Annotated in this window: 13 protein-coding genes and 1 pseudogene; 8 read left to right on the plus strand and 6 right to left on the minus strand. The window is 68.2% G+C overall.

Features of this window, described 5'->3' with window-relative positions; genetic code table 11:
- Positions 1-123: 123 nt before the first annotated feature.
- Together ACWDYJ_RS34455 and ACWDYJ_RS34460 are read right to left on the minus strand one after the other, a co-directional pair.
- On the minus strand, positions 124-768 hold the full coding sequence (locus ACWDYJ_RS34455) for a LysE family translocator (RefSeq protein ID WP_451569550.1): 645 nt from the start codon (positions 766-768) through the stop codon (positions 124-126).
- Between the two features lie 404 nt (positions 769-1,172).
- The gene (locus ACWDYJ_RS34460) at positions 1,173-1,367 is read right to left on the minus strand and encodes a hypothetical protein (RefSeq protein WP_451569551.1); all 195 of its coding nucleotides are present in this window, start codon (positions 1,365-1,367) and stop codon (positions 1,173-1,175) included.
- A gap of 813 nt (positions 1,368-2,180) precedes the next feature.
- Between ACWDYJ_RS34460 and ACWDYJ_RS34465 the strand changes: the two genes are divergently transcribed.
- The gene (locus ACWDYJ_RS34465; protein ID WP_451569552.1) at positions 2,181-2,495 is read left to right on the plus strand and encodes a hypothetical protein; all 315 of its coding nucleotides are present in this window, start codon (positions 2,181-2,183) and stop codon (positions 2,493-2,495) included.
- A 109-nt stretch (positions 2,496-2,604) separates the two neighbouring features.
- Here ACWDYJ_RS34465 and ACWDYJ_RS34470 read toward each other — a convergent pair whose 3' ends face one another.
- Complete coding sequence (locus ACWDYJ_RS34470; RefSeq protein ID WP_451569553.1) at positions 2,605-2,934, minus strand: hypothetical protein; 330 nt, start codon at positions 2,932-2,934, stop codon at positions 2,605-2,607.
- A gap of 335 nt (positions 2,935-3,269) precedes the next feature.
- Here ACWDYJ_RS34470 and ACWDYJ_RS34475 point away from each other — a divergent pair, with 335 nt between their 5' ends.
- The 3 genes and pseudogenes from ACWDYJ_RS34475 to ACWDYJ_RS34485 all read left to right on the plus strand — a co-directional run bounded on the left by ACWDYJ_RS34475 (position 3,270) and on the right by ACWDYJ_RS34485 (position 5,488).
- The gene (locus ACWDYJ_RS34475) at positions 3,270-3,569 is read left to right on the plus strand and encodes a hypothetical protein (RefSeq protein WP_451569554.1); all 300 of its coding nucleotides are present in this window, start codon (positions 3,270-3,272) and stop codon (positions 3,567-3,569) included.
- 234 nt (positions 3,570-3,803) lie between these two features.
- Positions 3,804-4,632: pseudogene (locus tag ACWDYJ_RS34480) on the plus strand (IS5 family transposase).
- 385 nt (positions 4,633-5,017) lie between these two features.
- Positions 5,018-5,488 carry a hypothetical protein gene (locus tag ACWDYJ_RS34485; RefSeq protein WP_451569555.1) on the plus strand — a complete coding sequence of 157 codons (471 nt, stop codon included), beginning with the start codon at positions 5,018-5,020 and terminating at the stop codon, positions 5,486-5,488.
- Positions 5,489-5,899: 411 nt separating this feature from the next.
- Here ACWDYJ_RS34485 and ACWDYJ_RS34490 read toward each other — a convergent pair whose 3' ends face one another.
- Positions 5,900-6,274, minus strand: a complete 375-nt coding sequence (locus ACWDYJ_RS34490; RefSeq protein ID WP_451569556.1) for a hypothetical protein — start codon at positions 6,272-6,274, stop codon at positions 5,900-5,902.
- A 521-nt stretch (positions 6,275-6,795) separates the two neighbouring features.
- Here ACWDYJ_RS34490 and ACWDYJ_RS34495 point away from each other — a divergent pair.
- Positions 6,796-7,152 carry a RapZ C-terminal domain-containing protein gene (locus ACWDYJ_RS34495; RefSeq protein ID WP_451569557.1) on the plus strand — a complete coding sequence of 119 codons (357 nt, stop codon included), beginning with the start codon at positions 6,796-6,798 and terminating at the stop codon, positions 7,150-7,152.
- Positions 7,076-7,369 (plus strand): hypothetical protein, encoded by a 294-nt coding sequence (locus ACWDYJ_RS34500; RefSeq protein ID WP_451569562.1) that lies wholly within the window; start codon positions 7,076-7,078, stop codon positions 7,367-7,369. Before ACWDYJ_RS34495 ends, ACWDYJ_RS34500 begins: the two co-directional genes overlap by 77 nt.
- Positions 7,370-7,796: 427 nt before the next feature.
- On the opposite strand, the gene ACWDYJ_RS34505 is transcribed toward ACWDYJ_RS34500, so the two are convergent.
- A complete protein-coding gene (locus ACWDYJ_RS34505; RefSeq protein ID WP_451569558.1) occupies positions 7,797-8,636 on the minus strand; it encodes an SDR family oxidoreductase in 840 nt (279 codons plus the stop codon).
- A 92-nt stretch (positions 8,637-8,728) separates the two neighbouring features.
- Between ACWDYJ_RS34505 and ACWDYJ_RS34510 the strand changes: the two genes are divergently transcribed.
- Complete coding sequence (locus ACWDYJ_RS34510; protein ID WP_451569559.1) at positions 8,729-9,187, plus strand: winged helix-turn-helix transcriptional regulator; 459 nt, start codon at positions 8,729-8,731, stop codon at positions 9,185-9,187.
- Between the two features lie 521 nt (positions 9,188-9,708).
- Here ACWDYJ_RS34510 and ACWDYJ_RS34515 read toward each other — a convergent pair.
- Positions 9,709-10,329 carry a dihydrofolate reductase family protein gene (locus ACWDYJ_RS34515; RefSeq protein ID WP_451569560.1) on the minus strand — a complete coding sequence of 207 codons (621 nt, stop codon included), beginning with the start codon at positions 10,327-10,329 and terminating at the stop codon, positions 9,709-9,711.
- Positions 10,330-10,578: 249 nt separating this feature from the next.
- Between ACWDYJ_RS34515 and ACWDYJ_RS34520 the strand changes: the two genes are divergently transcribed.
- Positions 10,579-11,061, plus strand: a complete 483-nt coding sequence (locus ACWDYJ_RS34520) for a DUF6233 domain-containing protein (protein WP_451569561.1) — start codon at positions 10,579-10,581, stop codon at positions 11,059-11,061.
- Positions 11,062-11,622: the final 561 nt, after the last annotated feature.

The following is an 11,622-nucleotide window of genomic DNA, read 5'->3' on the forward strand; positions in this document are numbered from 1 at the left end:
GTCCTCATACTGGGCGTATTCGGGCGCTCCGACAACGCGGCGAGGTGCCGTAGCTGTCGTCGTGCGCCCGCCGGGGATTACGGGACAGCCCTTAGTCTGGCGCCACGGTGACCCTGGCCGGGTTCAGGTCGAGACAGGAGTACGGGACAGCGCGGTGCGCAGCGCGAAGGCGCCGAGCAGGCCACCCGCCGCGAACCGCTGGGCAGTCATGGCACGAGGGCGGGCGGTCAAAAACCCCGACACCCGCGCTGCGCCCAACATGATCAGAGCGTTCACCGAGATCCCCACGATGATCTGCACCCCACCGAGCTGGAGCAGTTGCCCCCAGGCGGGACCTGCCTGTGGGTCCAAGAACTGGGGCAGCAGGGCGGCATACATAAGAGCGATCTTGGGGTTGAGCAGGTTCGTCAGCAGCCCCATCGAGAACAGGCGGGCGTCAGAGACCGGAGTCAGGTCCTGGGCCGGGGCGAAGGGCGAGCGGCCACCGGGCTTGAGCATGCCCCAAGCGAGGTAGGCCAGGTAGGCGGCTCCAGCAAGTTTGACCGCCGTGAACGCCAGCGGCACGGCAGCGAACAACGCCGACAGGCCCGCAGCCGCGGCCAGCAGATAGCACACGAATCCCACGGCGGTTCCACTGAGGCTGACCAGGCCCGCCCTGCGGCCTTGGGTGATCGCGCGAGAGGCGAGGTGAATCATGTTCGGTCCCGGAGTCAGGGCCATGCCCAGTTCGACCAAGGCCACTCCTGCGACTGCGGTCAGAGTGATCACCGGTCAACCTCCTGGTCGTTCGTCGGGCACCTGAAGCGAACCGGGTCACCGACTTGCTCCGGAGGGCCACGTCGCACCAGCAGCGCCTGTCTTGCCGTCTGCAGAGTACGGCCTTGCCGCTCGCCGTCTTCATGCACCCCCGGCCCCGTTCCCGGCCAGCCGACGACAGCCCGCAGCTGAAAGCCGGCAGGGATCGAAAGGCTGCTCCCAAGACGCACCGCAGTCGAGATGTCTCACGTGGCTGGAGAATCGGATGAGACACCTCAAAGTGTCTGGAGAACCGTCGAACTTGGCCTCGAACGCCAGCCTGCCGGCAGGACGCCCGGTGCGGGCAGCGTCTCCCGGGCCTGGGCGGGCATCGGCTCCACCGGAGGCTTCAGCACCACTGCGCGTCCGGGTCCAAGTCAGCCGAGGTAGGTCTCGGGATGCGCCGGCTTCTGCAGCTTCCAGTACTCGCCGGAGCAGCCCGGCGGCGGGGGCGGGAATCGGTGGCCCTTCACGTCGGTGCTCCAGTGGTGTTCTCCGCCGCAGTCGCATTCGTAGATCCCGCTGGCGGGCACGATCTCACCGGGATGCCACGACGTCTTCTCCTCGTTCATGGCTTCTGTCTACGACGGTGTTCCGCCCTCCGCGACCGGGGGACCCTCTGGGGGTTCGCCGGAGTCCGCGCGCCCGGGGCAGCGCGGACCCCGGCGAGAGGGGCAGCAGCCTTGAGGTCCCCGTCCTGTCATGGGCGGGAGGCTGCATCCGTCTCTGTCTACGGGCCCGGCCGCACCTGCGCGGACCGTGAGCGGCAGCACGCCTATCGCACTCACCCGTCCGGGCGGCCGTACGGCCGTCGGCGAACCGGGCGGCAGCGCCGGGCCGTCGCCCCCGGCCGGCACCGCTCCTCTCGACGGATACGGCCAGAAGACCCTGCCACGTCAGGCTCCGGGGTGGACCGGCTTGTGCGTATCGACAACATGTTCGATGGCAGCGCACGCACGGTCCGGCCTGCGACGGTGCCCAGGTCGCGACGGCGGGACGCGGGGTGGGGGTGCTCATGAGCGGGGCCCTCTCGGCGGCGGCGGCACTGTAGTGAACCGTTTCGCCGCCCCGACATGCCCGCAGCGACACAGCAGCACTCGGGCAGCACAAACAGTCACCGGATCCCTCGTTGGGCACCCGGGCAGCAGCAACCCGGCGGGGTGCAGCGCAGCATTGCAACGCCCCTCCCATCGAGTACGGGTTCCCCTGGCCGAAGGCCGACGGGACCGCCCGGATCCGCGCCTTCGTGGTCAAGGTCCACGAGCTGCGTTGAACGTGTTCAGAAAATCTGACAGCATGGCGGCCAGAAGGGCCTGCCGGGCCGGGGGTGTGGATCCGTCTGCCTTTGGCATGAGTTGGCCATGAGATCCGGAGGTCGGTACGACATGATCATCGCCTTGCTCGTCTTCTTGTTCCTGGGCCTGATAGTGGCCGTCACGCCGGGCGTGCTCGTCGGGTACGCCTTCGTCGCGGTGAGCGGCAGGCTGTCGCTCACCACGAGGGTTCCGTTGCTGGTGGTCCTGGCGATGGGTACGGCGGCGCTGTGGCTGGGACTGGGGGAAGCCGCCAACGCCATGCTGCCGATGGCCATGGGGCTGACGTTCCTCTCGACCCTCGCCTCCGGAGCCGCGTTCCTCACGCGCGAAGCCCACAAGCGGCGCGCACCCCGCTACCCCGCCCCGGCATGGCAGGGCTGGTAGCCGCCCGCCCCCTGCCCGTCATCATGAAGGACTCGCAGGCGGCGGCGCGGAGATTTTCCCGAAGCCCGGTGGCTCCTCCCGGCCGCCCCTGGGTATGCAGACCTGGCGGTCAGAAGTTGAAGACCCGTTTGGATGTCGACGGCAGGTCATCCCGTGTGCCCTCGTACATGCCAAGGCCATCGCAGCCAGGGCACTTCTGTAGGGATCCGATGTTCTCGTCTTCGCCGTCCGGGACGAACACTTCCTTCGTCCCTTCGCAGTCGTCGCACTCGAACCAGATCTCTTCGTCGTCGTCAGACTCCATGTCGAGCATCACGCAGTCGTGGCAGACCTCTGCTCGGTACTTGCCGTCATAGATGTTCTTCCCGTACTCGGGGTCGAAGATCTCTCGCGCCTGTGCCTCGTCGAACGCCTCACCACACCTGGCGCATTTCTTCATGCGCGGCAGGCTACCGGTCCGCGTGACGAGCTGGCAGGTCATCGGCTGTACTGGGACTCTCCTGGAGCGAAGACGAGTTCGTCTTCGGCACACGGGGCAGCAACGCAGCGCGCACGACGTTCGGCGAGCCTTCCGAGTGCTGCTCAAGGAGGCGGGATTCGTGAATCCGGAGGCATGGACGCCAAGGGAGCTGAGGACGAGCTTCGTCTCCGTTCTTTCGGATCACGGGATCCCCATCGAAGTGAGCCGACGGCCGATCACGCGACCCGCATGCTTGGCCGCGACCACATGCAGAGGTGTGGTTCCGCGGAGCGCCACGCGATACTCGCTCACGCTTGCTCGTCTGCGCGGAGCGGTTCGCTGAGCTCACGGAACTGGCCCTCACGGATGTCCACGCGCGGCGGGCGCTCAACAGGTCGCTTCACGAGCGGGAGATGGACGAGGCGCTGCGCAACCGTGCTGAGGACGGCGACCGCGGCGCCCTGTACGAGCTTGTTGGGTTGCTGTGCGAGACGGGTCGGGGCCAGGAGGCCCGTCGAGCGGTTCAGGATCTTGGCCCGGAGGACGAGTACGCACTCCAGCTCGTCGCCGGCTCGCGAACGCCGTCCAGCGCTGACGTCGGGGACTGCCTGTGAAGATCCTCCGCCGCGCGTGATCGCATTCAGCCGCTCGTGATGGTCACCCGGACGGCTCCCAACTAGCCGGGTGGCTCACTGTTTGGCTCCCCTAAGTGAGCGCTGGGGCGATGCAGAGGACTCAGAAGGGCCCCTGACCAGCGACTCCGTGTTCCGGCTCCACCGAGCGCGACTTACGGTGGAGTTGAGCTGTGGGTCTTGTGCTCGACGATCTCGGTCGGCAAGGTGTCCGGGGTGCGTGCTGATCTTGTTCCTGACGACCTGTGGGAGCGGGTGGCCCCGCTGCTGCCGCCCACGCCCGAACGGTGCCGTTGCCACCCCGGGCGGCTGCGCGTTCCCGACCGAGTGGCACTCGCCGGCGTCATGTACGTGCTGCGGACCGGTGTCGCGTGGCGCGATGTGCCCGCCGAGACGGTGGGCTGCTCCGGGGTGACGGCCTGGCGTCGGCTTCGGGACTGGACCGAGGCCGGCGTCTGGCCGCGCCTGCACACGGCCCTGCTGGCCGAGCTGCGCCGCGCCGGCCTGCTGGACCTGGACGACTGCTCCGTGGACGGGTCACACGTCCGGGCTCTCAAAGGGGGGATCACGTCGGCCCCTCGCCCGTCGACCGCGCCCGTTCCGGTTCCAAGCACCACCTGATCGTCGACCGCCACGGAACCCCGCTCGCCGTCACGCTGACGGCGGAAACCGGCACGATGTCACCCAGCTCCTGCCGCTGCTGGACGCCGTCCCGTCGATCCGCGGACTTCGGGGACGTCCTCGCCGCAGGCCCCAGCGCCTGTATGCGGACCGGGCCTACGACTTCCACAAGTACCGCCGCCTGCTGCGGAAGCGAGGCATCAAGCCGATGATCGCCCGACGCGGCGTCGCCCACGGCTCCGGACTGGGCAAAGTGCGCTGGGTGGTCGAGCGCGCCTTCGCCTGGCTGCACCAGTTCAAACGACTCCGCACCCGCTACGAACGACGCGCCGATCTCCACCAAGGCCTGCTCGAACTGGCCTGCAGCCTCATATGCCTCCGCCGCCTACGAACCTCACCTGAAGCGATCAGCTGGCTACGCTGAACCATCCCGGCCGCACCTCGTTCAGAAGCGCACTGCGGACCGCATGTCCTGATCCGTGAGGCGGTCGGCGGGAGCCACGCCGCCACGGCACGACGTTGCCCTCACGCCGGCGTGGGGCAACACTCGCGGTGCTTGTCAGCCGACCAGGAGGCGGAAGATCTGGTTGTAGACGTCGTAGCTGCCCAGGCTGTCCGTCCTTGGGGAGGAGGTGGGACGTCTCGGTGAACCGCATCGGCGAGCCGTGCTCACCGTCGAAGACGAGGGATCCCGTTACGACGACGAAAACGCCGCAGGCGTAACACCGCCACCGAAGGCGCCGCGGCGTATCTCGCTGTCCGCCGACCTCACCACCGAAAACCGACTACCCGAGAGGACCCAACACCTGATGTCCATATGGCCTTCGATCGTTGCCGTACTCGGTACCCTCGCCGGTGCCCTGACCGCCGGACTCCTCCAGCTCCGTTCGGCACGCACCGCACGCGCCGAGGAGCGCGCCCACAGCCACCGCCAGGACCAGCTCGGCGCCGTCACCGACTTCGCGGCCGCCCTGGACGCGCACCGCTCAGCGATGTTCCATCGGGAGCGTCTGGCCCTGACCGAGGCCGGCACCGAGCACCAGCTGGAGGCCCAGACGAGGTCCCACGACACCCGGGCGGCAATCACCGCGCCCCACATCCGCCTTCAGGTCCTGGTCCCCGAGCTGGCCGGCCCCGCCCAGCAGGCCGCAGATGCCACGTACGCGCTGCGCAAGGCCATCGACCGGACCGAGCTGGACGCCCGGCGGCATGCGGCCAAGGAAGCATCCGTCGCCTTCATCGCCGCGGCCGCCACCCTGCTGAGCCCCAACAACCGCTGACTGAAGTACCTGTTTGCGAACCTCCGAGCAGTCACTACACGCGCGGCCCACCGTTTCCGGCCAGCCTTCTGCGCCTTGGGGACCCGGAGCCCCCAACGCGGCTGCGCCGGTGGCGTCTGCGCATGCCGTTGCTGGCGCGTTCTGGATCACTCGAAGGGGCGAGTTAGGGGGGATATGGCCCGGTCCGCGGGCGGTAGAGGGAACGCTGCCGGACTGGCGACGGTCTTCCCCCGGCACGGCCAGCTGCCGGGCGACGTCGGCTCTGGGCCCGCTCTGCCCCCCCCCGCAGCAAGCAGCTGTTCCTCAGCGCTCTCGAGGGCGCTCGTGATCAGCGCACGCTGTTCGGCGGGCACCGCTGCCCGCCACGTCCTCCCCGAGCCGGGCGCCTTCTTCTCCTCAGGGGGCCCGATGTCAGACAGCGAGTGGGAAACTTGTGGTTCTGGCGGTGGCGCTGGCGACGGCGGCATTGCGTCGGTGGTGCACCACCGCGTAAATCTCTTCGCCGCCAAGCTCTGTATCGAGCTCTGCATCAAGCTTCGGAAATGGTACTTTGATCTGTCTGGTTTCCAGTATGGAATTGGGCGTGAAAAGCTGTATCCCGACATTGAACAAGAAGTCATCGTCAACGTCGTCCTCTTCGAAGACGGCCAGGCTGTGTGCAAAACCTTGCGGGAAAGCCAGATCCGCCGCAGTGTAGCGCATGGTGTATGAAACAACGATGTCGAAGACTGTTTCGGAACCGTTGTTCGTTATGCTGAGGGTAGGGATTCCTACGAATACGGCCATGTGAATCTCCTTGTCTAAGAAGTGATGAAAGGTTTGCCGAACAGGTTCTGCGGCGATTTCGGCATCGGTGCACATGCCTGCAAATCGGGCCGCAGGGCCTTTCCGGATAATGCGGGGGGCACCCGGCGGCCCCGCGTGACCCGTGTCTCAAGTAAGCCGTGAACCGGCAACCCCGTCATGCCCCTGAATCACGTGACTTGACAGAGGGGACGACGGGAACTCGAGGACGGTCGCCGGCTTCGGAGGTTGTCGCGCGCCTGGAGCAGATCCGTACCGTCTCTGCCCGGAGAAGCGGGAGTGCGAGGGGCAGCAGCCGTAGGCGTAGGCGCGCAGCCTGCCCGCGTACCCATCTGGTAGGGGCACCGCGGCGGGCACCCTCGGCGTAGGCGCCCGCCCGGTCCCGGCAGATGATCTCCACGCCGGGATGGCGGATCAGCCAGGCGGCCAGCGGCCCGGCTTCACGCGTCGGGAGCACATCGACCACGCGATGGTCTTTTACGCTGGTCAAGACGGCCCGCGACATGCTCGACCTCGACGGTCTCAACCCCCGCGTCCAGTACGTCGTCCTGGCGACGCCCGGCGCCCGCGAACTCCTCGCCGACCTCCCCGCCGGCCCCCGCCGCATCGCCATCGGATGCGCAGGAGGACGTCACAGGGCATCCGGTCTTGCCGAACTCCTTGCCCGAGCGCTTCGCGAGCGTGGCCGCGAGGTCGAAGTCGAGCACCTCCACGTCCACCTGCCGCGCGTGCTCAAGACGTTCACCGTCACCCACGCCGCCCACTCCGAGCAGGAGACAGCCGATGATCCGTCATGTGTTCCGCCGCTGCGCTACGGCGCCCGGCAATGTCCTCTCCCCCGAGGACCAGGCTGTCGTTGAGGCGTTCCGCGTGATGCTCGCCGCCGTGCGCGCCCCGGAGCCGTGGATCCCCGGCAGCGCCCAGGACGTCGCCCTCCGAGTCGGTCCGTTCGTCGAACGTGCCCGCACCAGGCCCGGCGACGACCACAGCACCGACCTGATCGCCGTCGCCCTGGTCCACCCCGATACCCCGAACGCCGCGGCCTACGCCGACCGCTACACCCGCAAGGGCTTGTAGGTTCTCGCGGTTCGTGTCCTATTCAGAGGCTGTGAGCTGCGGCTGGCCCCGGTGTCTCACGCCGTGTCCAAGCCAGCCAGTCTCACGGTTGCGTCCGAATCCCCGGACCGGCCACGAGGAGCAGGCGGCTGACACGCAGGAGGCCATCCACAGGACATCGCCCCCCTCCCTGGAATCTGACGTCCGCGCCTGGGTAAAGCCAGTGGAACGAGACTCGACCCCGCTCACCTGGACCGAAACAGCCGATGAGATCCTCGACTCCCTCGCCCGCTCCTGCCAACGGATCTCCGGCGCAGGAGACCAGTAGGACCCTGTCAGGCCGCTCCGGCTCTTGAGTTTTGGATGGTGGTGGGCGGTGACGCTACGGGGCCGCCCCGTGCGGCCGTAGTCGCACGAGGCTGCCCGGGCACTTCAGCTGAGTTGTGCCTCAGCGAAAAGCGGCGATGCTACGGGCGACCCAGTTGTTGAAGGGGCGCGGAGCGCGACCGAGGACTCGTTCCACGTCCGAGCTGATCCGCAGTTCGGCTGGGTTCGGGGCGGAGATGATGTCCAGGGTGTCGTCGGCGAGCTCCGGCGGCACGAACTGGGTCATCGCGGCTTTGGCCTCCTCGCGGGTGAGTTCGTGGAACCGCACCGGCGAGCCGAGCGCGGCGGCGATGGCCTCCGACTGCTGACGGGGCGTGATCACCTCGGGCCCGGTCAGCTCGAAGATTCCGCCGGTGTGCCGGTCGTCCAGCAGGCAGGCCGCCGCGACCTCGGCGATGTCCGCCGGGTCGATGATCGGAACCCCGACATCGCCGAAGGGTGCGGCAACCGTCCCTTGCGTGCGGACGGACTCCGCCCACGCCAAGGCGTTGGAGGCGAAGCCGCCCGGTCGCAGGACGGCCCAGTCCAGGCCGGACTCTCTCAACGCGTCCTCCACCGCGCGCATCGCGATCCGCGACGGGCCGAGCGGCCTGGTCGCCACGCCCTGCGAAGACAGCAGGACGACTCGGCGGACCCCGCTGGCAGCAGCCAGGTCGATAATGTCGGTCGGCCTGGCTTCGGGTGCGTGCAGGTCGCCGGACAGCAGGAGGAACAGCGCCTTCGCCCCGTCCAAAGCGGGGGTGAGGCCCTGCGGCTCGGCCAAGTCAGCCGGCACGTGCCGGACCCCGTCCGGCATTGCCGCCGCGTGCCGTGACACCGCCGTCACCTGCTCGCCCGCCTTGGCCAGGGCCTGCGTCAAAGGCTGGCCCACATTCCCGGTAGCCCCGGTCACCACGATCACGTTCAGCTCCTAGTCCGTTGTGCACTGCGGCAATTGACGCTAGGAGGCAGGCTTACTTTTCGTAAGAACATACCCAGAGGTAAGCTCCGGACATGAGGGAAGGTGCGCAGCTGACGCAGGCCGAGGCGGGCAATCGGTATGAGGTGTTTCACACCGACTGCCCTGCGCGCGACGTGGTCGACCATGTGACCAGCAGGTGGGGTATCTGGGTGCTGATCTCCTTGCGGAGCACCGACCTTCGGTTTTACGAGCTGCGCGACAGCATCCAGGGCGTCAGCGAGAAGATGCTCGCTCAGACACTGCGCGCACTGGTCCAGGACGACCTGGTCTGGCGGAAGGTCGAGCCGACGACGCCACCCCAAGTGACCTACGGGCTGACTGAGTTCGGCCAGGACGTCGGTGCGCCGCTGACGGACTTGTTCGACCGGATCACACAGCGGCTGGCAGCCAGCGGGGCGTCCGCCACGGAGCGGCTGAGCGCAACAGGTCAAGCGAAGCAGCTGACCACCCCAGGCCCTCAACAGCTTCATCATCTCGACGACGAACACTGACCGTGACAGCAGAACGGTTCATGCGTACCCCCAGCACGGACCAGTGACAAAAAGGCCGCGCCACCAAGACACTGTCCACGGAGGACCTGCCCCACGTGTGGCTCACTCCAACGAGTGAACAGGCTGCCCAGCCAGTCTCAGTTCCGTGGCCGATCGGCCACGGAATGGCCATCGGCCGTGAGATTCAGCCAGCCAATCTGAGATCCCACACTTGTGTAGGGTCTCGCGAGATGTGGCACATCCTCCGGACCTCGGGCAGGCAGAACCGACTCCCATCGCCCGAAAGAGTGAGTCCTCTGAGCTGGATTCTCAGTAAGACGCCATATGTGGCCTCGCCTGAAATGGATGCGGCGGTGACGCTGCGGCGTGGCCGGCCCGGTCGGATGCGGCGAGCCGAGCCCCCGTCGGCAGCGTGGAGAGGGTCGTCTCTCCCGGCGCGCGGGGCTGGTGAGGATCTGCGAAGTCCCGCAGAACAACGTAGGGAAGTTTGAGCGGTACTTGTGACTGACACCGCCCTTCTCTCAGTGCAGCACGCGATAAGTCACGTGTGTAACCGAGTTCGCCGCTCGCGACTCCACCTGCTCAAGATTCAGTGGCGGCACTCCGTCGAACAGCCGTGTGCCGGCGCCGAGCGTGAACGGCACAATGTGGAGCCGGAGCTCGTCGATCAAGCCTGCGGCTAGGTACTGGTTGATGGTGGTCGCGCCCCCGTGGATCGACACGTTGCGGTCCCCGGCCACCTCGCGAGCCTGCCGCAGTGCGGATTCGACGCCGTCGGTGACGAAGTGGAACGTGGTGCCGCCGTCCATGGGTTGCGGGTCGCGCGGGTGGTGGGTGAGGACGAAGACCGGCGCGTGGTACGGCGGATTGTCGCCCCACCAGCCCTTCCACTCCCGATCCCACGCGCCGCGTACGGGGCCGAACATGTTGCGCCCCATGATGAAGGCGCCGACTGCCGTCAGCCGGTCGAGTTCGGCCTGCCGCTGCTCCGGGGTTTCGAACATCCAGGCGTGCAGCCTGTCGCCCCAGCCATCACCGGCGTCGTCGCCGAACGGGCGCTGCTCGCTCTGGTTGAGCCCGGCCGAGTACCCGTCGACGGAGATCGAGAGGTCGCAGGTCACCCTGCCCAAACGTTTGGTCACTGTGCCGTCCTCCTGGTGGCGACTTTCCGTCGCCTTCGCGGTGAGTCGCCTGATCCGTTCAGTTCACTGCTTGGGTAGACCGTTCCGGGCCCGCGAACTCATCGCGCGGCCGTTTCGCCGTTTTCGGCGCCACTCAGCTGGCCGCGACCCTTGACACCGCAGAGGTACGGGAAGCCCTCGCCGCGCGCCAGCGCCCTCGGCCCGACCCGCCCGCGTGACTCATCGAGCGTGGCATCGGCGCCGACTGGGGTGCCAGTCCGCGTCCACGCCGGGGACTGCTGGGACGCAGGAAAGCGCTCCTCCGCCCTGAGCAGCGAAGAGGCGCGCCGGGCGCTGGCTAGGGCGTACCCGGTTGCATCCGCTGCCGGCCCGACGTCGCCCTCGGAGTGCTGGAGTGACCGGGTACCGGGTACCGGGTACCGGGTACCGGGTACCGGGTACCGGGTACCGGGTACCGGGTACCGGGTACCGGGTACCGGGTACCGGGCAGCGTGGAGGGATGAGCCCTGCTCGGCGCGTGATCATCTATCCGTCGGATGCCGAGGGCCGGCGCCGTGTCCGCTGCGACGGCGAGATCCCAGGCCGCGCCCTGGGCCCCGGCGATCTTCGGAGTTCCTGCGGCGGGCCGGCCTGGACCCGGACGACATCCGCCTGGACGATGCGCTGCTGATCGAGTGGCGCGGCGGCGGGCCAGCACCGGCCGTGTGGAGGCCGGATCCGGGCGGGGAGTGAGCGCAGCAGTGCGGGCCGCCACCCGTGATCAACTTCATGTGGGCGCCTACGTCATCGACCCGCGGGCCCTTGCCGTGGACGGGCAGGCCCGCCTTGCCGTCCTTGGCCTTCGCGTCGGCATGCGGGGGCGGACGGGGTGCGGCGCCTGGAGGGGGCGGGAATCCGGGCCTCGACCGGCCTCGGAGCGGGTGCAGGACCTGCCGCCGGCGCAGCGGGGCGGGAGCGGGCGGCGCAGCGGCGACTGGGGCGGCGGCCGCGGCGGTAAGGCAGCGACGTCCTGGTGAGCGCCGACGCCCGCCGCGGGCGCGTCCGTCAGGACCCGCACGACATCGACGGAGAAAGGAGCGGGGGAAGGTTTTCGCGGCGGGGTTCGGTGCGTCCGGTGCCGGAGGGGCCGCTTTCTGGTGAGGTCGGCGGCCGCATTCGCAAAACGCTCGGCTGGGAAGTCCCAGCCGAGCGTTTTCGTGCGTCTGCTACCCGCTGGTGGCTTAGTACCAGTGGTTGTTCTGCCAGAAGTTCCAGGCGCCGACGGGGCTGCCGTAGCGGTCGTTCATGTAGTCC

This window comes from Streptomyces sp. NPDC003042, from assembly GCF_053591315.1.

What these genes read in the sequence shown, in the direction of transcription:
- ACWDYJ_RS34465 (WP_451569552.1), top strand. Translation starts at nt 2,181, where the DNA reads ATGATCATCGCCTTGCTCGTCTTCTTGTTCCTGGGCCTGATAGTGGCC.
- ACWDYJ_RS34490 (WP_451569556.1), bottom strand. Translation starts at nt 6,274, where the DNA reads ATGGCCGTATTCGTAGGAATCCCTACCCTCAGCATAACGAACAACGGT.
- ACWDYJ_RS34510 (WP_451569559.1), top strand. Translation starts at nt 8,729, where the DNA reads ATGAGGGAAGGTGCGCAGCTGACGCAGGCCGAGGCGGGCAATCGGTAT.
- ACWDYJ_RS34470 (WP_451569553.1), bottom strand. Translation starts at nt 2,934, where the DNA reads ATGAAGAAATGCGCCAGGTGTGGTGAGGCGTTCGACGAGGCACAGGCG.
- ACWDYJ_RS34495 (WP_451569557.1), top strand. Translation starts at nt 6,796, where the DNA reads ATGCTCGACCTCGACGGTCTCAACCCCCGCGTCCAGTACGTCGTCCTG.
- ACWDYJ_RS34460 (WP_451569551.1), bottom strand. Translation starts at nt 1,367, where the DNA reads ATGAACGAGGAGAAGACGTCGTGGCATCCCGGTGAGATCGTGCCCGCC.
- ACWDYJ_RS34500 (WP_451569562.1), top strand. Translation starts at nt 7,076, where the DNA reads ATGATCCGTCATGTGTTCCGCCGCTGCGCTACGGCGCCCGGCAATGTC.
- ACWDYJ_RS34485 (WP_451569555.1), top strand. Translation starts at nt 5,018, where the DNA reads ATGTCCATATGGCCTTCGATCGTTGCCGTACTCGGTACCCTCGCCGGT.